Genomic DNA, 19,069 nt, shown 5'->3' on the forward strand with positions numbered 1-19,069 from the left:
AAGGCATCGCTCAAGTAGGGGCAACTGAACGAACCGCCGGTTGTAGGGACGGAACCGGGCGCCCTGAAATAGTTGGAGCCATCGCAACCCCGCGACAGGCTTTATTCCCAGGGGTGCGGTGGATGTCCGAGCCTAAGGCCAATTTGCTGCTGCTGTTTGCCGCTGCCCTATGGGGCTTGGGCAACGTCGCACAAAAGACGATGCCTGTTCATCTTGACGCGCTGAGTGCCGTCGGCTTGCGCTGCCTGATCGGGGGGTTGCTTGTGCTGCCCTTTGTCTTGACCGAAAGGCGACTGCCCGCGGGGCCGGGCCATTTTTCCAGCCTGGCCAGGGTGGGCGTGCTGTTTGCCGTCTCCATCACGCTTCAGCAACTTTGCCATCTCGGCGCCACGGTCACAAATGCAAGCTTCCTGGTGAGCACGGCAACCGTGATGACGCCACTTGCCGCCTGGCTGCTCATCGGTGAACGTCCGACCGCGAGCCTCGCGGTCGCCGCCGGGCTGACCGTGGTCGGCGCCCTGCTTTTGTCCGGCGGGATCGGCAGTCTCGGCGGCGGCGATCTCACCGCCATTCTGTCGGCCGCCTGCTATGCGCTGTGGATGGTCGAGCTCGGCCGGCGCATGCAAGCCCATGCGCGGCCGTTCACCAGCGCGGCGACACAGTTTCTAGGCGCCGCCGCCTTCGCCCTGCCGCTCGGGGCAATCCAAGGCACCTCTTGTGGACCAAGCCGACCTGCTGCTGTTCGGCGTGGGGGCCAAGGCCCCCCGCCAAATTTCCACATGTTGAAAATGACCGCCCTGAAAGCAAGCGGTTGTCGGGATGGAGAATAGCATGTTCGAAAGCAAGCATCAGGACGCAAGCGCCTCGTCCGCGGCGGCCTCCTTTCGCGAGCAGGCGCGAGCGATAGGCACGGGCATTCCGAAGCCGACTGAACGACCGGCCAATGGGCCGGCAAAACGGGCCAGCTCATATTTGAGACTGGCGGGAACCCTTGCCGCTTCGGTGTTTTGGGCATCGCAAGCCCATGCCGCCAATGTTGATGTTGCTGTCGTGTTCGCGGTCGATTTCTCGTCCTCGATTGATCCGGAGATTGCCGACATGCAGCGCGAGGGGCATGCCGCGGCGCTCACCTCGCCCGAGATTATCGCGGCCATCACCCGAAATTATGTTGGCTGCATCAGCGTAGCCTACTTTGAATGGTCAAGCCCCGGACACACACGCATCGTGCTGCCGTGGATAAGCATCTGTGGGCTGGAAGACGCCAAGGCGGCGGCCTCGGTGATCAGCAAGAGAGGCGATACCGGCCATATTCGCAGGGGGCGAAGCGGCACATCCGTTTCCTCGGCCATCGACGTCGGAACGCTTCTGCTCGATCAGTTTCCTGGAAAGGCGGCCAAGAAAGTGATCGACATCTCTTCCAACGGTGAGAACAACGATGGACTTCCCGTCCAGCCCAGCAGGCTCAACGCCATCGCCAAGGGATACACGATCAACGCGATCGCCATTCCAGCAGAAGATGAGAATCCCGACCAACCATTGGCATCCTATTTCGCCCAATCGGTCATTGGCGGCTCGCAAGCCTTCGTCATGACATCGAAGGGCCCAAGCGACTATGCCACCGCGCTGCGCCGGAAGCTGGTGACGGAAGTGAGCATGGACGGCGACCCACGAATTCCCGGCATCAGGTAGCAAACGCCACCACAGCGCTGACCGAAAAGGACGGGCCGAGCAGGCCGTTCGCGTTTTTTTGCGCGAAATGGGCGGAGGAAGCGGGGGGGTGCCCCAAGGACGCCATGCCTTGACAGAAAGACAAAATGTCATTCGACTAAGGTGGAGGGCGGGCTTGATGCGGGCTTGAAAACGAGTCTTCGCCATGAAGCTGGTCTTTGTCGAAGCGATCGGCAGCAAGGTATCAAGTGTCGGTTTTGGCTGCGCTTCGCTTGGCTCTCGCATCGGAGTTCGCAAGGGGCTCGAGACGCTCGAACGCGCGTACGAGGCTGGGATAACGTGGTACGACGTAGCGCCTTCCTATGGCGACGGGATGGCGGAATCGATCTGGGGCGAATTTGCATCCAGGAAGCGCGATAGTGTCTGCGTCTGTACCAAGGTTGGCATGCGTCCGCCGAAGACCTCCGCCACCATGCGAGCGCTGAAGCCGTTGTCACGGATTGCCATTGCGACGGTTCCGGCGCTCAAGCGGTATGCCTCAAGAGTGCGCCCCACGCCATTCAAGGTGCCGCTGTCTGCGGAGTTTATAAGATCAAGCGCCGAGGAGAGCCTGCGGCGTCTTCGCACGGATTACGTCGATGTCCTTGCGCTGCACCGTCCGACCGCCGAGGAACTTGTTCGCGAGGATATCATCCGGGCCGTGGAGCGCGTGGTTCAGGACGGGAAGGCCCGGGCCATTTCGGTCGCAGGAGACCTTGAGGCTGGAATGACGGCTCTCGATGAATCGCTGCCTTATCGCTTCGTTCAGATTGCCAATACCCCGCTGGAGCCCAACCTGGGGAAGTTGAAGGAGCGCGCTCACGGGCACAGAACGTTTGTGACGCATGGGACCTTCTCAGGCCTCGATCGAATCGTCGAGACGTTAAATGCGCAAAAGGAAATACTGGCCGCTCTTGGCGACCTCGGATACCGCGGCAGTCCGACTGACGTTGCTGTCTCATTTCTCGCCGACTACGCATTCGCAACCAATTCAGCAGGCGTCACCCTGGTCTCCATGTTCAAGAAGGAGCACCTCGATTTCAATCTGCTGCGATTGAAGAACCATCCAACACCCGAGCGGCTAAATGCCATCGTCGCCGCGCTCGCCATGGGCGTGAAGACTGATCAGCTTCGCCTGCCGGGGTCTTAATGAGGCGCAAAGCGGCCATTGATCGCGGATCGCGGCTGCGCGTCGAGCACAAGCGCATCTTCGGCGTTTGAACCCAAGCCATCCTGACAGGCTCACCGAACGATCCCTTACAAATTCGTAAGGAGCGGTTCATGCAAACGGAGGAAGCTGGCTAACAAAAATGGTGCGAGTTCACGCATGTAGCAGCTTGCTGGTTGCTTCGAGACCGTGTTCGAATTTCGCCCCTTGGTCGTTGTTCCCGTAGCCGGTCGAGGGTGAGTTGGTTGGAACATATCACCGGAGCCGGATCGCGTGATTGTCGAGTTATTTGGCCCTGCCGGGTCGGGCAAAACAACGTTTGCACATGCACTTCAGCGCCGTCTGCAAGCTCAAGGCCACGTTGCGAAAGTCGTGCTTTCCTATCAACCCGGTGTCCATTCCACACCATTTGACCCTGGCGGACTTTGGTACGCTTTCCAGCGTGTTGTCAGGGCGATACTGCGAACAGCCGCCTTTGCTTTCCGTCCTTTGAACAACGCGGATGAACTCAGGCTGACAGTCAAGCTAGTCCGAATTTTAACGCCTAGAAATCCGATTTTGGCTGATAAGGTTCAGCCGCTACATCCTTGCCCTATCAGTGGCTTGGCAGTATTCGGTCGGCGATCGGAAATTGTGATTTTCGATCAGGGTTTCATTCAGGCTGTCTGCTCTCTTAGCCTGTTTAGTGGAGTTGCGGACACGGCGTCACTGGCAACGGTCCTGGATCTGATACCCACTTCGGATCTTGCGATAAGTGTGGACGCCGCCGAACCTTTGTTGTCGAAACGGCTGAAGGACCGACTCTTTCATCAGAGCTATATGGAGCGGCTGTTCGAGGCGGATTCCAAAACCAACTTGCAATCGATACCAATCATCCGCCGGGTAAAAGGCCTCCTTCTCGGCAAGGAGAGATCAACATTAAGCATCGACATGTCGGACGAACGCAGCCTCCAGGAGGCTATATTTCGCGTCGAAAGAGAAATTGTCGAAATGCGTAGCTAGGATCGTTTTCAGGTCAACCGAGCGGCCACGATCTCAAGGCAGGTAAGGGTAATCACACCGCGGGGCTGCGAGAACGCAAGGGAACAAGGTCCACGGAAATTCCACGGGCAGAGTGCCGTGTTGCGTTTCGTTCGCCCGCCGGTCAGGGAAAAAGTGACCGGCAACGACATCGCATTGAAACTGTCTGAAAGAACTGGTGCTGCGAGAGAGGATTGAACTCTCGACCTCTCCCTTACCAAGGGAGTGCTCTACCACTGAGCTACCGCAGCCGCCGATGGCGGGGCTTCTGCCATATCGAACCGGCAAGCGCAAGGCCAAGAACAACGCTTCTGTGAAAGCCTTTGCCGGATAGCTTTTAATGACATGGCGGCGCCACAATGTTGGCTATCCCTGAACAACAGGGTTGGCCGGCCGCCGGCCGGGACGGGACGATGAGCGACAAGACGATATCACCGAAAAAGGGCAGCACGGACCGCAAGGGCCGGCTCGCCGAGCAGTTGCGCGCCAATCTGCAGAAACGCAAGGCGCAATCGCGCTCGCGCCGTACAGGTGAAGCCGACCAGAGGCCGGACGGGCTCGGCACGGCCAGGGAAATACAAAAAGATTAACTCAAATCGGCCACTCTTGGACCGGAGCGGGCGAAATCCTATTTCTTGAACCAGATTGGCCAATGGTCTAGACGGGCCGATACTCAAACGATTGAACCGGCCTTTTTGAGCCGAGAGGGACGTTCTTCCATGGATCGCATCAGAATTGTCGGCGGCAACAAGCTCGTCGGAAGCATTCCGATCTCGGGTGCGAAAAATGCCGCTTTGCCGCTGATGATCGCCTCGCTTCTGACCGACGACACGCTGACGCTGGAAAACGTGCCGCATCTGGCCGATGTCGAGCAGCTGATCCGCATTCTCGGCAATCACGGCGTCGACTATTCGGTCAATGGCCGCCGCGAGAAACAGAACGAGGGCTATTCGCGCACCATCAATTTCTCCGCCCGCAACATTGTCGACACGACGGCACCTTACGAGCTGGTGTCGAAGATGCGTGCGTCTTTCTGGGTGATCGGCCCGCTGCTGGCCCGCATGGGCGAAGCCAAGGTGTCGCTGCCCGGCGGCTGCGCCATCGGCACGCGCCCGGTCGACCTGTTCCTCGAAGGTCTGCAGGCGCTCGGCGCCGATCTCGACGTCGACACCGGCTATGTCATCGCCAAGACCAAGAATGGGCGCCTGGTCGGCAACCGCTATGTCTTCCCGAAAGTCTCGGTCGGCGCTACCCATGTGCTGATGATGGCGGCATCACTGGCCAAGGGCGAAACCGTGCTGGAAAACGCCGCCTGCGAGCCCGAAATCGTCAACCTCGCCGAATGCCTCAACGCCATGGGCGCGAAGATTTCCGGCGCCGGCACGCCGACCATCACGATCGACGGCGTCGACGCGCTGTCGGGCGCGCGCGTGCGCGTCATTCCGGACCGCATCGAGACCGGCACCTATGCCATGGCTGTCGCCATGACCGGTGGCGATGTCGTGCTCGAAGGCGCGCGTCCCGAGCTGCTGCAGACCGCGCTGGACGTGATTTCGCAGACGGGAGCCGAGATCACACAGACCAATTCCGGCATCCGCGTGAAGCGCAACGGCGCCGGCATTTCGCCGGTCGACGTGACGACCGCGCCCTTCCCGGCCTTCCCGACCGACCTGCAGGCGCAGTTCATGGGCCTGATGACCATGGCCAAGGGCAAGTCGCGCATCACGGAGACGATCTTCGAAAACCGTTTCATGCATGTGCAGGAACTGGCCCGGCTCGGCGCCCACATCACGCTTTCGGGCCAGACGGCGATCGTCGACGGCGTGGCGAAGCTGAAAGGCGCGCCGGTCATGGCCACCGATCTTCGCGCGTCCGTCTCGCTGGTCATCGCCGGCCTTGCCGCCGAAGGCGAGACCACCGTCAACCGCGTCTATCATCTCGACCGCGGCTTCGAGCGGCTGGAGGAGAAACTCTCCAATTGCGGCGCGGTGATCGAGCGGATTTCAGCTTAGGCCAATCGGCGCGATTCCAAGCGTCCTGCAAAGCCGAATATTGGCGAAATCCTCGGTGAAGGCATCCTTCTCCCCGTCACGATACGGGGAGAAGTGGCCGGCAGAGCGATGAGGGGCAGCGCAAACCGAAGATATTGGCGCGGTTGCGCCGATCGCCAAGACCGCCTAACAGAAGGGCTGAACCGTCAACTTCAGGTGCGAAATCCGCATGGCAGCCCTCAAGCTTATCGCGCTCGACGACCAGGATCTGAGCATTGTTTCGGCTCATGTCCAGGACGCCGTCCTGAAAGTCAGTGACCTCGAATACCTGCCCTCGGCCAAGCGCTTCGTGCTGACCATGAACCGTTTCGTCTGGGAGGCGAAGTCGAGCCTGTTTCGCCAGCACAATGAGCGGCGGCAGGCCGTTCTGCATTTCGATCGGGTGCTGGGCGCCAAGACCAATGGCATTGCCCGCGACAAGCCGGCCGAGGTGCTGTCCCTGCTGGCGATCAGCTTCATCGAGATCAGCAAGCCGGCAGGCATCGTCGAGCTGATCTTTTCGGGCGGTGGCACCATCATGCTCGATGTCGAATGCATCGAGGCCCGCCTTGCCGATATTGGCGGCGCGTGGGAAGCCACGTCGCGTCCCGTCCACAAGGCTTGAGTGCCCCATGGCCATCACGCTTGCCCAGTCCGATGCTGATTTCGAGCAGCGTTTCGCCGCCTTCCTGACGACCAAGCGGGAAGTATCCGCCGATGTCGAGGCCGCGGTGCGCGCGATCATCGCTCGGGTGCGCGCCGAGGGCGATGCGGCGCTGATCGACTATTCCAGTCGGTTCGACCGTGCCGACCTGAAAAGCGTCGGCATCGCCGTATCGAAAGACGAAATCGCCAGCGCCTATGATAGGGCCGATGCACAGACGATCAAGGCGCTCGAATTCGCGCGCGACCGCATCCGTGCCTATCATGAGCAGCAGCTTCCGAAGGACAATCGCTATACGGATGCCGCCGGAGTCGAACTGGGCTGGCGCTGGACGGCGATCGAAGCCGTCGGGCTCTACGTGCCGGGCGGCACCGCAAGCTATCCAAGCTCGGTGCTGATGAATGCCATACCGGCCAGGGTTGCCGGCGTCGAACGCGTCGCGATCTGCGTGCCCGCCTCCGGCGGCGCCATACCGCCGCTGGTGCTCGTGGCGGCCGATATCGCTGGCGTTTCCGAAATCTATCGCGTCGGCGGCGCCCAGGCGATCGCCGCCCTTGCCTATGGCACCGAAACGATAAAGCCGGTGGCCAAGGTCGTCGGCCCCGGCAATGCCTATGTCGCGGCGGCCAAGCGGCAGGTGTTCGGCACGGTCGGCATCGACATGATCGCCGGCCCCTCGGAAGTGCTCGTGGTGGCCGACGGCAACAACAATCCTGACTGGATCGCCGCCGACCTGCTCGCCCAGGCCGAACACGATGTATCGGCGCAATCGATCCTGATCACCGACGATCCGGCCTTCGGCAAGGCAGTCGAACAAGCGGTCCAACGCCAGTTGCAGAGCTTGCCGCGCGGCGAGACCGCCGCGGCGAGCTGGCGCGATTTCGGCGCGGTGATCGAGGTCAAGACCATCGAGGCCGCGCTGCCGCTGGTCGACCGTATCGCGGCCGAACATGTAGAGCTGGCCATCGACGATGCCGAAGGTTTCCTGTCGCGGATGCGCAATGCCGGTGCCGTCTTTCTCGGCCGCCACACGCCGGAAGCCATCGGCGACTATGTCGGCGGCTCCAATCACGTGCTGCCGACGGCCCGCTCGGCGCGCTTCTCGTCGGGCCTGTCGGTGCTCGACTTCGTCAAGCGCACCTCGGTCCTGAAACTCGGGCCGGAGCAGTTGCGTGTGCTGGCGCCGGCGGCGATCGCGCTCGCCAAGGCGGAAGGGCTCGAGGCGCATGGCCGCTCCGTCGCCATACGGCTGAACATGTAGGCTGAGATGACGGGCCCCGATCAAACCCGCGCAAAGCTGATCGATGTCGAACTCGATGAATCGATCGGCCGTTCGACGCCCGATGTCGAGCACGAACGGGCGGTGGCGATCTTCGACCTGATCGAGGAGAACAGTTTTCAGCCCGTCAACGACAGCGGCGCCGGTCCCTACCGGCTGAAACTGTCGTTGGCCGAGCAGCGCCTGGTCTTCGCCGTGGCGCGCGAGGACGGCACCGCGGTGGTCACCCACATCCTGTCGCTGACGCCGCTCCGGCGCATCGTCAAGGACTACTACATGATCTGCGAAAGCTATTACGACGCCATCCGCTCCTCGACGCCGAGCCATATCGAGGCGATCGACATGGGCCGGCGCGGTTTGCACAATGAAGGTTCGCAGACGCTGATGGACCGGCTCTCCGGCAAGATCGACATCGACTTCGACACGGCGCGACGGCTGTTCACGCTGGTCTGCGTGCTGCACTGGCGGGGCTAGCCCTGGTACCCGGCGCCCTGCCCCGCTCGATCCTGTTCCTGTGCGGCATGAACGCCGTGCGCTCGCCGATGGCCGAGCAACTGGCGCGCCGGATGCTGCCCGCCACCATCTTCGTCGCCTCGGCCGGCGTGCGCGCCGGCGAGCGCGACCCGTTCGTCGACGCCGTGCTTGCCGAGGAGGGTCTCACGCTGGGCGAGCGTCATCCAAGGACGCTGGGCGATCTCGAGGACGACTATTTCGACCTGATCGTCACGCTGGCGCCGGAGGCGCACCATGCCGCGCTGGAGCTCACCCGCTCGCTCGCCGTCGAGGTCGAATACTGGCCGACGCAGGACCCAACCGGTGCCAGCGGCACGCGCGAGCAGATCATGGCGGCCTACCGCGACGTGCGCGAGCGACTGAAGTTGCGCATAAGCCGACGTTTTTTGCCTCCAGAAGCAAAAAACGCGACGGATTAAGCGTGTTCACAAGCGCTCGATTATCATATAGGTTCCGCCGAAATTCCGGCCTGGGCGCGCCTGGGCGCCGGAACTGCCATCCAAGCAAAGGTATCGAATGCCGAAGGAAGAAGTCCTCGAGTTTCCGGGTGTCGTGACGGAATTGTTGCCCAACGCGATGTTCCGGGTGAAGCTCGAAAACGAACATGAGATTATCGCCCATACGGCCGGCCGCATGCGTAAGAACCGCATCCGCGTGCTGACCGGCGACAAGGTTCTGGTCGAGATGACGCCATACGACCTGACCAAGGGCCGCATCACCTACCGCTTCAAGTAAGATCAAGGCCCGGCCGGAACGCGATGAGCATTTTGCAGAAGCTGGTGCTTGCCTCGGGTTCGCCGCGCCGCATCGAACTCTTGCAGCAGGCCGGCATCGAGCCGGACCGGATCCTGCCAGCCGATATCGACGAAACGCCGCTGCGTGCCGAGCATCCGCGTTCGCTCGCCAAGCGGCTGTCGAAGGAAAAGGCCGAGAAGGCGTTCGCGTCGCTCAAGACCGAGACGGACTACGCGCCAGGCTTCGTGTTGGCCGCCGACACGGTTGTCGCGGTTGGGCGGCGCATCCTGCCCAAGGCCGAAACACTCGATGATGCCGCCAACTGCCTCGGGTTGTTGTCCGGTCGTTCGCACCGCGTCTATTCCGGCATCTGCCTGATCACGCCAGGCGGCAAGCTGCGCCAGCGGCTGGTCGAGACGCGGGTGCGTTTCAAGCGACTGCCGCGCGAGGAGATCGACGCCTATGTCGCCTCGGGCGAATGGCGCGGCAAGGCCGGCGGCTATGCCGTCCAGGGCCTCGCGGGGGCCTTTGTCGTCAAGCTCGTCGGCTCCTACACCAACATCGTTGGGCTGCCGCTCTATGAAACGGTGGCGCTGCTGTCGGGCGAAGGCTTCAAGATCCATCAGAACTGGCTGTCCACGCGGCCATGAATTCCGACTCCAAGATCACGCCGCTACGCCCAAAGCGCCCCTGCCCCGAATGCGGCAAGCCATCGGCGCGCGACACCTTTCCGTTCTGCTCGACGCGCTGCAAGGACATCGACCTCAACCGCTGGCTGAAGGGCGCCTATGTCATCAAGGCTCGCGACGACGAGGAAGAGCCGGACACCGACGAGCCGCAATAAGGCCTGGCCATCAGCGCGGGACCAGACTTCGATCAGGCTTCTGCCGAGCCCGCGGGGCCATTGGCGTCCGATTGCAAGAAGAATCTGTCGAGGAGGGGAATGCAGGCCGCCCCAAGGCCGGCTGCCTGCCGGTCCGAAGTGCCCTCCCTGACGAAGAGAGCCGCCAGATCACTGGCGCCGATGGCCGAGAGCTTTTCCCTGATCTCGCGCACCAGCTCGGCTCTCACCCATTGCGGCATGAGGCCGTCCAGAACGATGCCCCTGAATGTGGCAAGCGCCGACGCCGAATGGACCGCCATCGATATGCTGGACGAGGTTGCCTCGATCCATTTCCTGAGCTCCGGGTCGGGGGCGCGAGACCCTGGCGCCAGACCGACATCGTCAACCGAAACCGATGTGCCGAGCGGTGCCACACCGCCGCTCGCAGATGGTACCAGGATGCGTCCGATTCCAGGCCTTGCATCGCGCCGCGAGAAGCCGAGGCGACCATGTTGGACAATGCCTCCGTCAAGCAAATGCCCGATGAAGATATAGAGGAAGTCGGGCGCGCCCCCGGCCAGCCCATAGGCCAGTTCCGCGCTGCATGCCGCCACCGCGTCCCGATCGAGATAGATCGATAGATGTGTTTCCTTGCCCATTTGCAGGGCCAGGTCCTCAAACTCGGCCCACGCGCTCTCCGGACCGTCCGTGCCCTTGCCGTTTGCGACCGCCGCGAGAATATCCGAAGCTACCGCTATGCCGATGTCCTCCAGCCGCGCGTGCTGGGCTGCGGTCAGGCGCGAGCGCATCTCGGCAATCGCCGTATATGCGATGCGTGCTATTTCACCCATTTCGCCCGCGCCGTAGGACAGCCTTCGCTGCTCCAGAACCCCGCCGACAAAATCGACTAGTGCGATGTCCGCATGGCGCAGCCCCAGCCGCAGGCCAAGAAACAGCGCTCCCTCGGGATTGATCGACATCGGGACCGACGGCTGTCCGACCTTGCCCTTGACGGGCCTTCCCGCCGACAGCAGTCCTTCCGCCTCGAGGGAGCGGACGATGACGGACGCGGTCTGCTTGGTTAACCCGGTGATCTCGGCGATCTGGGCTTTGGACAGTTGACCGTGAATCCTGATCAGCGACAGGGCAAGACGTTCATTCGACGCGCGGAGGCCGACCTGGTTCGCGCCCCTGTAAGCTGGATAGATACCGTTTGGGCTCGTTCGGGCAGAGCTTCCGCCCCCTATACGTCCGGTCACCGTGAATACCCCAATAGGACGCGCCCGCCGACCTGGATGTTGGCAGACGCAGATACGACCCTTGGCAAGGATTTGCAGGAGCGAGGTAAATAAGTCAATCAAAATTACCTATTGACTTGATCCGCGACCTGAAAGTAGCTGGCATGGACCAAAGACGAGGGAAGCGAAGATGGTACGCGGCGACTGGATCGCAACATGGACTGCCAGCCCTATGAATGTCTGGGGCGCCGACATGGTGATCCCGGGGTTCTACAACCAGACGGTTCGCGAGATTGCCCGCATCAGCGTCGGTGGCCAGCGGTTAAGGATACGGGTGTCGAACGAGTTCGGCAGCGCACCGGTCGTCATCAACGCGGCGCATGTCGCACTGGCGGGCGAGGACGGAGCCATCCAGCCCCTGACGAGCCGCCCCCTCACCTTTGGCGGCGACGCGACCGCCTCGATCGCGCCGGGCGCTCCGCTGTTCAGCGATCCCGTGGAATTGGCAACGCCCGCGCTGTCCCGGCTTGCCCTGAGTTTCTATGTGAGCGGCCACCTTCCGGTGGAAACCCACCATTACGAGGCGCAGCAGACGGCTTTCATATCCATACCGGGGAATTTCGCGGCCTCCGAACTCCTGCCGCTTCAGCAAACCACCACCAGCCGCTACTTCGCTTCAGCCATCTACGTCGACGCAAAGGAAGGATCGCGCGCGATTGCCTGCTTCGGCGACTCCATTACCGACGGCTACGGTTCGCAGATAGACGGCGACAGGCGGTGGCCGGACATTCTGAGCGAGCGGCTCAGCGCCGGCACCGCAACGCAGGACCTGGCCGTGCTCAACCTTGGCATCGGCGGCAACCGGCTTCTGAGCAATCGCCGCGGCACGAAGGCTTTGGAGCGGTTCGACCGCGATGTGCTCAGCCTGCCCAGGGTATCGCATCTCGTCATTCTGGAGGGCGTCAACGACATAGGCTGGCCCAACACCGCGCTCGCGGGCGCCGATGAGGCCGTAACGGCAAAACAAATCATATCGGCGATCAGGCAGCTTGCCGCGCGCGCCGAGACTGCCGGCATTCGCGTCATCCTGGGGACCCTGACCCCATTCGAAGGAACAACATCGGAATCGCCGGTCGGCGATTTCTACACCCCCGAGAAGGAGAAGGGTCGCGCCGCCGTCAATGCATGGATCCGAAAGGCCGAAGGCGTTCACGGCTTTGTCGACTTTGATGCCGCCGTTCGCGATCCTGGCCGGCCAACCAGGCTCCTCCCAGCCTATGATTGCGGCGATCACATCCACCCGAGCGACGCGGGCTACAGGGCCATGGCACAAGCCATCGACATGGCCCTGTTCGAGTAATGGCATATTTAGTAAGTCATTCTGACTTATTATTGACACATGCCAATGTTTGTTGCATAACGTCCTCGAACGCTGGCGAGCCGTGGCTGCAAGCGTCAATGGGAGGATTTCATGCGAACCAATAGTCTGCGGTTGCCGCGCATAGCGCTGGCATGCGCGTTCAGTGCCTTCACCGCCTTCGGACCAGCGGCTGCTGGAGCGGCGGACCTTTCCTCGATTCTTTTCGTCAATCCGCTGCCCAAATATCCGGCGTGGCGACTGATCGGCGATTGCGTCGCCAATCGGGCGAAGGAACTGAACATTCCCACGACGGAATCCGGCCCGACCACCGGCAATCTCGATGCCACCGTCATGATTCAGCAGATACAGCAGGGCATCGCCAACAAGGCGGGAGCGATACTGACCTTTCCGGCGACGGCGGGATTTGTTCCCCTGCTCCAGCAGGCGGGGAAGGCCGGTATCACGGTCGGCACGTTCTATGGTGCTTCCGGAACGGAATCCGGCTCGAACGTAAACATCGGGGCAAACTTCACCCGGGTCGGCGAAATCTTTGTCGAAGCGATAGCAAAGCGCGAGGGCCCGCAGCATGTCGGGCTGATGGCGCAGGGACCAAGCGGCGCGGCCAAAGCCTTCGTCGACGGGTTCACCGCGGCGGCCGCGAAGACCCAGAACGTCACCGTGTCCGCTGTGGTCTACACCAATGACGATGCCAGCAAGGCGCTTGACCAGGCCAATGCCCTTTTGACGGCGCATCCCGAGGTCAACGTCATCGCCTCGCATATGGGAACCGCCACGCAGGGCGGGACCGCCGCCATCAAGTCCAAGGGCCTGACCGGCAAGGTCGTATTCGTCGCCAATGGGACGGCAGGTGGCGGCGAGCAAGGACTTGCCGACGGCACCGTCTACAAGCTGATGCTGCAGGATCTTTGTACGGCGGGGTCCAAAATGGTCGATTCCGTCGCGGCCATCGCTCACGGCGAGACGGTTCAACCGCAGATCGATGTTGGCGTGCGCATGTTCGACGCGAGCGACTACAAGGAATATCTCGCCAAGGGATGGCAGTGATGGCATTCGCCCAGCCGGACATTCCGGCACCCGCGCTGGAGATGCTCGGGGTGGGCAAGTCGTTCGGCAACGTCAAGGCGTTGTCGAATGTCGACATCACCGCCGGGGCGGCCGAAATCCATGCCATTGTCGGCGACAATGGTGCGGGCAAGTCGACCACGCTCAAGATCATGTGCGGGATTTTCCGTCCGGATCAGGGGCAACTGCGACTGGGCGGAAAGTCGGTCGAGATGCGCGACGCGTCGGAGGCCCATCACCTCGGCATCTCGGTTGTTCATCAGGACCTCGCCCTTGTCGAATGCCTGGACATCGCCACGAACATGGCTTTGGGAGCCATTCCGCGCAGAGGACGCTTCCGGCTAGACCGCCGCCGCATGGAGACGGAAGCCGCCAAGGTGCTGGACGAGCTGAAGATAAGGGTCGGCTCGGTCCGCACCCAGATCGGACTGCTTTCTGGAGGCGAACGTCAAATCGTCGCCATAGCCCGCGCGGTTCGGATGGATCTTCCGATCATGCTTCTCGACGAGCCTACCGCGGCACTGGGGGTCCGGGAGACGGCCCATGTGGGAGAAATCCTCGGCGAGCTCCGGCAGCAGGGGAAGGCCGTCATCTGCATCAGCCACGACATGGATTTCGTGTTTCGCAATAGCGACAGCATCACTGTCATGCGGCTGGGGCGCTCGGTCGCGACGCGACGCACCAGGGATACCAGCCGCGATGAAATCATCGGACTGATTACAGGTGCGATCCAGGGCGACACTGCCAGTTCCGATCCAACCTTTGCCTGAACGAGGGAACCAGACCGTGGCCAGCGAACGGGCAGAACACCAATCTTCGACAGCCTCGCAAGGTGTCCTTTCAACACTGATGTTGCGCCAGGAAACGACATTGCTGGCGGTCATCGTGGCGGTTGGAATCGTTGCCACGCTTCGCAACCCCGCATTCCTCAACCCGGCAAATCTCACCGACATCGCCCGCGCGGCGGTGATCTATTTCGTCATGGGTTGCGGCGCTTCACTGCTCATGATCGGAGGCGGGCTCGATTTCTCCGTGGGCGCCGTCTTCACGCTTGGCGGCATCACCTGCGCGTGGTTGCTGGTGTGGGGAGCGCCCTGGCCGCTTGCGGTCCTGGCGGGCGTGGCGGCTGGCGCCGCCGTCGGATACGTCAACAGCGTGATCATCGAGCGGCTGCACGTGCCTCCGATCATAGCGACCTTGGGCACCTTCTTCATCGTCGGCGGGCTATGTGTCCAATTCACTGGCGGAGAAGACATTGTCCCGCTGCCCGAAACGTTTCAGGCCCTGGGTCAGGGAGCCGTGCTCGGGATCCCCTACATCGTTCTCTATGCCATCGCGCTGGGGCTGCTCTTCTGGTTCCTGCTCGAACAGACGCCGTTCGGTGTCGAGACACGCGCGCTGGGTGGCAATCGGAAAGCCGCGATCGCCAACGGCCTCAAGGTCAACAGGCTCGATACGATCCTCTACGTCACCGCCGGCGCCACCGCCGGCCTTGCCGGTGTCATCTACGCGGCGCGCGTTGGAAGTGGCCAGGTTGCCGCCGGTGGCCCCTCGGTCACACTCTCGGTCGTCACGGCCGTACTCATAGGCGGTATCAGCTTGCTCGGAGGCTTGGGGACAATCACCGGCGTTGCGGTTGGGGCCCTATTGCTATCGGCGATCGATAACGCCCTCATCGTTGCCAGCGTGCCGCCCCAATACAATAGCATCATCATCGGCGCGATCCTTATCTGCGCAGTGGCGGTTGATCACATGCGCAGGGAACGTCTGTACAAGCGCCGTCGGTGAGGTCTTTCCCGGAGCTCGTCCGATCAGGCCGCGTGGGTTTTGCGGCTTGTCCGCACCCAGGCCGGCAGCCAGTCGCCGTGGGCAGCCAGGAGATCATCGACCAGTGACCAGATCTGGTCGAGATCGAGCTCCGCCGCCGTGTGCGGATCCATCATCGCCGCGTGGTAGATGTGCTCGCGGTTCTCACTCACCAGCGCCCGCACCGTCAGTTCCTGGACATTGATGTTGGTACGGATCAGCGCCGTCAGCTGCGGCGGCAGGTCGCCTATATAGGTGGGCTGGATGCCCGAGGCATCGACGACGCATGGCACCTCGACGGCACAATCGCGGGGCAGCGAAGTGATGCAGCCATTGTTGCGGACATTGCCATAGATCACCGACGGTTCGCCGGTCCAGACCGAATTCATGATCGAGGAGGCATATTCCGGGGACTGCTCGACCTCGATGCGGTCGGCCGAACGATAGGCTTGTGCCTGGCCCTTCCAGCGCTCGATCTGTTCGATGCAGCGCTTGGGATATTCGTCGAGCGGGATGCCGTATTTCTCGATCAGGTCGGGGCGGCTTTCCTTGATGAAATAGGGCGTGTATTCGGCGAAATGCTCCGAACTTTCGGTGACGAAATAGCCGAGCCTGGTCAGCATGTCGTAGCGCACCTTGTTGGGGCAGCGCGGATTCCAGCCGGCTTTTGGCGCGCGGCCTTCGCGATAGGCGCGAACGAGATCCGGATAGAGATCGCGATAGGAACCGCCCGGCTGGCGATGCTCGAACTTCAGATAGAACGACATGTGGTTGATGCCGGCCGAGCGATAGCGGATCTCCTCGTAGGGAAGATCGAGATCGTGCGCCAGTTCCATCGCCGTGCCCTGCACCGAATGGCAGAGGCCGACCTGCCGGATGCCAGGGTATTTCTCCGATATCGCCCAGGTGTTGATTGCCATCGGGTTGACATATTGCAGCATGATCGCCTGCGGGCAGACGGTGAGCATGTCCTCGCAGATCGTCCACAGATGCGGCACGGTTCTCAAGCCGCGCATGATGCCGCCGACGCCGAGCGTGTCGGCGATGGTCTGGCGCAGGCCGTATTTCTTCGGCACTTCGAAGTCGGTCACGGTGCAGGGCTCGTAGCCGCCGATCTGAAAGGCAACGACGACGAAGTCAGCACCGACCAGCGCCTTGCGCTGGTCGGAATAAGTCTCGGCCTTTGCTTTGACGCCGAGCGTCGCGATCAGCTTGTCGACGACGACAGCGCTTTCTTCCAGCCGCTGCGGATTGATGTCCATCAGCGCGATTGTCGCTCCCGACAAGGCCTGCCGCTGCAGCACGTCGCCGACAATGTTCTTCATGAACACCGTCGAGCCGGCGCCTATGAATGTGATCCTGGGATTTCTTGCCACGCCAATCTCCGGCATAAGTTCAGGCTTGATGCGGCTTCGACTATGCCGCGCTCAAGCCTCCGCCGTCCAGCCTGGGCGAACTGGACGACAGCCTGCGGCGCTGGACATCGCCCTTTCGCCTGCTGAACTCGAGTGCGAGCTCGATCGCATGGTCGCGCCCGGGCGCGGTCGGTGAAGATGGCGGCGCCGGGACGGAGGCTAACTGGCCACAAGAGGCCGGGCCTCAGGCCATTCCGGCGGTGCAAGCACCCGAGGAAGCCGCCTTTCGATGGCATCTCTTTTCCTGCCAGAAATCGACAGCTGGGCGCTGGACAGGCCGAATTCCCGTGCTATAACCCACGCGCTTTCAAGGGGCGCCCATGGCGCCTCATGAAATCCGGTTCACGAGAATTCGTTTGCCGGAACAGGCCCAGATAGCTCAGTTGGTAGAGCAGCGGACTGAAAATCCGCGTGTCGGTGGTTCGAATCCGCCTCTGGGCACCATCCCCTCTTCTCCCGACAGTCTCTTTCGCCGAAGGCTCTACGCTTCTGTCTCGGCAACTAGCTGAAATACTTACTGATTTCGGTTCCCAAAGCGCGGATGGTCGGGTTTCGTGGAATTTCGGCGCAGTTGGTCCAACGAGGCGGGGGGCTGGTATTTTCGCTGGTATTGGAGATCCTGATGGTATCGATGCAGCCAAATGGAGGTCCCGAAAATGGCTCTTTCCGACGTAAAATGCCGTAATGCCCGACCCGCTTCCAAGCTCGTGAAATTGTCTGACGGTGGCGGGCTCCAGCTTTGGGTGCAGCCTACCGGATCTCGCCTATGGCGCCTCGCCTATCGTTTTGGCGGCAAGCAGAAGCTTCTGGCGTTGGGCAGCTATCCCCTCATCTCCCTCGCTGAGGCACGCGAGGCGCGCGATACCGCCAAACGTCTCCTCCTACGTGGCATCGACCCCGCACAGGAGCGTAAGTCGCAAAAGGCTTCGGCGGAGGACACCTTTCGCTCAATCGCGGAGGACTATGTCGACAAGCTGAAGAAGGAGGGACGTGCCGACCGGACCATCACCAAGGTCAAATGGCTGCTCGACTTTGCCTATCCAACGTTTGGGGACAAAAGCGTTCGGGAGATCGATCCGGCTACAATTCTTGCCGCTCTCCGCAGCGTGGAGGTTCGTGGTCGATACGAGTCGGCCAGGCGAATGCGCTCCACCATCGGCAGCGTGTTTCGATATGCAATCGCAACCGCACGCGCCGATGTAGATCCGACGATCGCCCTGAGGGGCGCACTCGTCGGTCCGACGGTCACGCCCCGTGCCGCGGTTACCGATCCTAAGGCCTTGGGAGGCTTGCTGAGGGCGATTAATGCATTTGACGGACAGCCTACAACCCGAGCCGCTCTGAAGCTGATGGCCCTGCTATTTCCCCGCCCCGGCGAGCTGCGCGCGGCCGGATGGGACGAGTTCGATTTCGAAAGCTCGGTGTGGAGCATCCCTGAAGGACGCATGAAGATGCGACGGCCGCACCGCGTACCTCTTTCCACGCAGGCCGTCAGCGTCCTGACCTCACTTAGAGAAATCTCTGGTGGTGGATCGCTGTTGTTTCCTAGTGTTCGATCGGGTTCGCGTCCGATTTCCGACAACACGCTTAACGCAGCCCTTCGCCGTATGGGCTATGGCAAAGAAGAAGCTACCGCGCACGGCTTTCGAGCAACGGCATCAACTCTGCTAAACGAATGCGGCAAGTGGCACCCGGACGCCGTAGAGCGGCAGCTGGCCCACATTGAGAACAACGACGTTCGGCGCGCCTATGCCCGGGCAGAGCACTGGGAAGAGCGCGTCAGGATGATGCAATGGTGGGCCGATTATCTGGATGAACTCGAGAGCAAAAACTCGCGGGTGGTCTCAATCGGGGGACGCGAGGCAAGCCTGCTGTCCATACATCCTCGCGAGGGTCTAGTTTGGAAGCCAACAGCGACGGTTCGCCAAACGACGAGTCGAACCTCCAACCTCCGAAAATCACACTGAACCCCGTCGAAAACACCGAAACTGGGCGACCAATGTTGCAGGCCCGGAGGGTCATCGTTTTCCACAGGAAATCAATACGTTATGTTGGCCACACATTTCCTTCGTATTCTCTCGTATGGTCTGGCGAACCTAAGGACCAGGAGGAGGACTAGTATTCCCTCCGCGGTGTCTCGTCGTCCACAAGAAGGGTCGATTAACCCGTGACGAACGTGGCTGGTTTGGGGCCGATACCCGACCGACTGCTTCTGGGTGTCGAGGATC

20 protein-coding genes and 2 tRNA genes are annotated in these 19,069 nt (G+C 61.7%); 19 read left to right on the plus strand and 3 right to left on the minus strand.

Annotated elements, in window-relative coordinates; all coding sequences use genetic code 11:
- Window positions 1-143 precede the first annotated feature (143 nt).
- From EB231_RS31340 to EB231_RS31355, 4 genes are all read left to right on the plus strand, one after another.
- The gene (locus EB231_RS31340) at window positions 144-830 is read left to right on the plus strand and encodes a DMT family transporter (protein WP_246740794.1); all 687 of its coding nucleotides are present in this window, start codon (window positions 144-146) and stop codon (window positions 828-830) included.
- A gap of 1 nt (window position 831) precedes the next feature.
- Window positions 832-1,689, plus strand: a complete 858-nt coding sequence (locus EB231_RS31345) for a DUF1194 domain-containing protein (protein ID WP_172352259.1) — start codon at window positions 832-834, stop codon at window positions 1,687-1,689.
- A 184-nt stretch (window positions 1,690-1,873) separates the two neighbouring features.
- A complete protein-coding gene (locus EB231_RS31350) occupies window positions 1,874-2,857 on the plus strand; it encodes an aldo/keto reductase (RefSeq protein WP_172352260.1) in 984 nt (327 codons plus the stop codon).
- Window positions 2,858-3,148: 291 nt separating this feature from the next.
- Window positions 3,149-3,877 carry a hypothetical protein gene (locus EB231_RS31355; protein ID WP_172352261.1) on the plus strand — a complete coding sequence of 243 codons (729 nt, stop codon included), beginning with the start codon at window positions 3,149-3,151 and terminating at the stop codon, window positions 3,875-3,877.
- Window positions 3,878-4,071: 194 nt separating this feature from the next.
- Here the strand turns inward: EB231_RS31355 and EB231_RS31360 are convergent.
- Window positions 4,072-4,146, minus strand: a tRNA-Thr gene (locus EB231_RS31360).
- A gap of 162 nt (window positions 4,147-4,308) precedes the next feature.
- Here EB231_RS31360 and EB231_RS31365 point away from each other — a divergent pair.
- The 9 genes from EB231_RS31365 (at window position 4,309) to yacG (ending at window position 9,960) form a co-directional block, all read left to right on the plus strand.
- Window positions 4,309-4,485 (plus strand): hypothetical protein, encoded by a 177-nt coding sequence (locus tag EB231_RS31365; RefSeq protein WP_172352262.1) that lies wholly within the window; start codon window positions 4,309-4,311, stop codon window positions 4,483-4,485.
- 129 nt (window positions 4,486-4,614) lie between these two features.
- Entirely contained in the window at window positions 4,615-5,907 is a 1,293-nt protein-coding gene (gene murA / locus EB231_RS31370; RefSeq protein WP_172352263.1) for a UDP-N-acetylglucosamine 1-carboxyvinyltransferase, read from the plus strand.
- A gap of 208 nt (window positions 5,908-6,115) precedes the next feature.
- On the plus strand, window positions 6,116-6,550 hold the full coding sequence (locus EB231_RS31375) for a DUF2948 family protein (protein WP_172352264.1): 435 nt from the start codon (window positions 6,116-6,118) through the stop codon (window positions 6,548-6,550).
- Between the two features lie 7 nt (window positions 6,551-6,557).
- Window positions 6,558-7,850 carry a histidinol dehydrogenase gene (gene hisD, locus EB231_RS31380; protein ID WP_172352265.1) on the plus strand — a complete coding sequence of 431 codons (1,293 nt, stop codon included), beginning with the start codon at window positions 6,558-6,560 and terminating at the stop codon, window positions 7,848-7,850.
- Between the two features lie 6 nt (window positions 7,851-7,856).
- Window positions 7,857-8,342, plus strand: coding sequence for a UPF0262 family protein (locus EB231_RS31385; RefSeq protein WP_056565905.1), 486 nt, complete (start codon window positions 7,857-7,859; stop codon window positions 8,340-8,342).
- Between the two features lie 47 nt (window positions 8,343-8,389).
- On the plus strand, window positions 8,390-8,800 hold the full coding sequence (locus EB231_RS31390) for an arsenate-mycothiol transferase ArsC (RefSeq protein WP_246740796.1): 411 nt from the start codon (window positions 8,390-8,392) through the stop codon (window positions 8,798-8,800).
- 97 nt (window positions 8,801-8,897) lie between these two features.
- Entirely contained in the window at window positions 8,898-9,116 is a 219-nt protein-coding gene (gene infA / locus EB231_RS31395; RefSeq protein WP_006200926.1) for a translation initiation factor IF-1, read from the plus strand.
- A gap of 23 nt (window positions 9,117-9,139) precedes the next feature.
- Entirely contained in the window at window positions 9,140-9,766 is a 627-nt protein-coding gene (locus tag EB231_RS31400; protein ID WP_172352266.1) for a Maf-like protein, read from the plus strand.
- A complete protein-coding gene (gene yacG, locus EB231_RS31405) occupies window positions 9,763-9,960 on the plus strand; it encodes a DNA gyrase inhibitor YacG (protein WP_172352267.1) in 198 nt (65 codons plus the stop codon). Before EB231_RS31400 ends, yacG begins: the two co-directional genes overlap by 4 nt.
- A 32-nt stretch (window positions 9,961-9,992) precedes the next feature.
- On the opposite strand, the gene EB231_RS31410 is transcribed toward yacG, so the two are convergent.
- Window positions 9,993-11,198 carry an ROK family transcriptional regulator gene (locus tag EB231_RS31410; RefSeq protein ID WP_172352268.1) on the minus strand — a complete coding sequence of 402 codons (1,206 nt, stop codon included), beginning with the start codon at window positions 11,196-11,198 and terminating at the stop codon, window positions 9,993-9,995.
- Window positions 11,199-11,367: 169 nt separating this feature from the next.
- Here EB231_RS31410 and EB231_RS31415 point away from each other — a divergent pair, with 169 nt between their 5' ends.
- From EB231_RS31415 to EB231_RS31430, 4 genes are all read left to right on the plus strand, one after another.
- Window positions 11,368-12,537 (plus strand): SGNH/GDSL hydrolase family protein, encoded by a 1,170-nt coding sequence (locus EB231_RS31415; protein WP_172352269.1) that lies wholly within the window; start codon window positions 11,368-11,370, stop codon window positions 12,535-12,537.
- A 111-nt stretch (window positions 12,538-12,648) separates the two neighbouring features.
- Window positions 12,649-13,602, plus strand: a complete 954-nt coding sequence (locus EB231_RS31420) for a sugar ABC transporter substrate-binding protein (RefSeq protein ID WP_172352270.1) — start codon at window positions 12,649-12,651, stop codon at window positions 13,600-13,602.
- The gene (locus tag EB231_RS31425) at window positions 13,602-14,390 is read left to right on the plus strand and encodes an ATP-binding cassette domain-containing protein (RefSeq protein ID WP_206681875.1); all 789 of its coding nucleotides are present in this window, start codon (window positions 13,602-13,604) and stop codon (window positions 14,388-14,390) included. Before EB231_RS31420 ends, EB231_RS31425 begins: the two co-directional genes overlap by 1 nt.
- Window positions 14,391-14,406: 16 nt before the next feature.
- Window positions 14,407-15,408, plus strand: a complete 1,002-nt coding sequence (locus EB231_RS31430) for an ABC transporter permease (protein ID WP_172352271.1) — start codon at window positions 14,407-14,409, stop codon at window positions 15,406-15,408.
- Between the two features lie 23 nt (window positions 15,409-15,431).
- On the opposite strand, the gene EB231_RS31435 is transcribed toward EB231_RS31430, so the two are convergent.
- Window positions 15,432-16,802 (minus strand): alpha-glucosidase/alpha-galactosidase, encoded by a 1,371-nt coding sequence (locus tag EB231_RS31435; protein WP_172352272.1) that lies wholly within the window; start codon window positions 16,800-16,802, stop codon window positions 15,432-15,434.
- 407 nt (window positions 16,803-17,209) lie between these two features.
- On the opposite strand from EB231_RS31435, the gene EB231_RS31440 reads away from it, so the two are divergent.
- Together EB231_RS31440 and EB231_RS31445 are read left to right on the plus strand one after the other, a co-directional pair.
- Window positions 17,210-17,285, plus strand: a tRNA-Phe gene (locus tag EB231_RS31440).
- A gap of 212 nt (window positions 17,286-17,497) precedes the next feature.
- On the plus strand, window positions 17,498-18,808 hold the full coding sequence (locus tag EB231_RS31445; RefSeq protein WP_044551361.1) for a tyrosine-type recombinase/integrase: 1,311 nt from the start codon (window positions 17,498-17,500) through the stop codon (window positions 18,806-18,808).
- Window positions 18,809-19,069 lie beyond the last annotated feature (261 nt).

Source organism: Mesorhizobium sp. NZP2298 (assembly GCF_013170825.1).
Taxonomy (GTDB): Bacteria; Pseudomonadota; Alphaproteobacteria; order Rhizobiales; family Rhizobiaceae; genus Mesorhizobium.

Excerpts from the sequence above, each read along its gene's own strand:
- EB231_RS31345 (WP_172352259.1), top strand. The coding sequence starts at position 832 with ATGTTCGAAAGCAAGCATCAGGACGCAAGCGCCTCGTCCGCGGCGGCC.
- EB231_RS31350 (WP_172352260.1), top strand. The coding sequence starts at position 1,874 with ATGAAGCTGGTCTTTGTCGAAGCGATCGGCAGCAAGGTATCAAGTGTC.
- EB231_RS31365 (WP_172352262.1), top strand. The coding sequence starts at position 4,309 with ATGAGCGACAAGACGATATCACCGAAAAAGGGCAGCACGGACCGCAAG.
- murA (WP_172352263.1), top strand. The coding sequence starts at position 4,615 with ATGGATCGCATCAGAATTGTCGGCGGCAACAAGCTCGTCGGAAGCATT.
- EB231_RS31375 (WP_172352264.1), top strand. The coding sequence starts at position 6,116 with ATGGCAGCCCTCAAGCTTATCGCGCTCGACGACCAGGATCTGAGCATT.
- hisD (WP_172352265.1), top strand. The coding sequence starts at position 6,558 with ATGGCCATCACGCTTGCCCAGTCCGATGCTGATTTCGAGCAGCGTTTC.
- EB231_RS31385 (WP_056565905.1), top strand. The coding sequence starts at position 7,857 with ATGACGGGCCCCGATCAAACCCGCGCAAAGCTGATCGATGTCGAACTC.
- EB231_RS31390 (WP_246740796.1), top strand. The coding sequence starts at position 8,390 with ATGAACGCCGTGCGCTCGCCGATGGCCGAGCAACTGGCGCGCCGGATG.
- infA (WP_006200926.1), top strand. The coding sequence starts at position 8,898 with ATGCCGAAGGAAGAAGTCCTCGAGTTTCCGGGTGTCGTGACGGAATTG.
- EB231_RS31400 (WP_172352266.1), top strand. The coding sequence starts at position 9,140 with ATGAGCATTTTGCAGAAGCTGGTGCTTGCCTCGGGTTCGCCGCGCCGC.
- yacG (WP_172352267.1), top strand. The coding sequence starts at position 9,763 with ATGAATTCCGACTCCAAGATCACGCCGCTACGCCCAAAGCGCCCCTGC.
- EB231_RS31415 (WP_172352269.1), top strand. The coding sequence starts at position 11,368 with ATGGTACGCGGCGACTGGATCGCAACATGGACTGCCAGCCCTATGAAT.
- EB231_RS31420 (WP_172352270.1), top strand. The coding sequence starts at position 12,649 with ATGCGAACCAATAGTCTGCGGTTGCCGCGCATAGCGCTGGCATGCGCG.
- EB231_RS31425 (WP_206681875.1), top strand. The coding sequence starts at position 13,602 with ATGGCATTCGCCCAGCCGGACATTCCGGCACCCGCGCTGGAGATGCTC.
- EB231_RS31445 (WP_044551361.1), top strand. The coding sequence starts at position 17,498 with ATGGCTCTTTCCGACGTAAAATGCCGTAATGCCCGACCCGCTTCCAAG.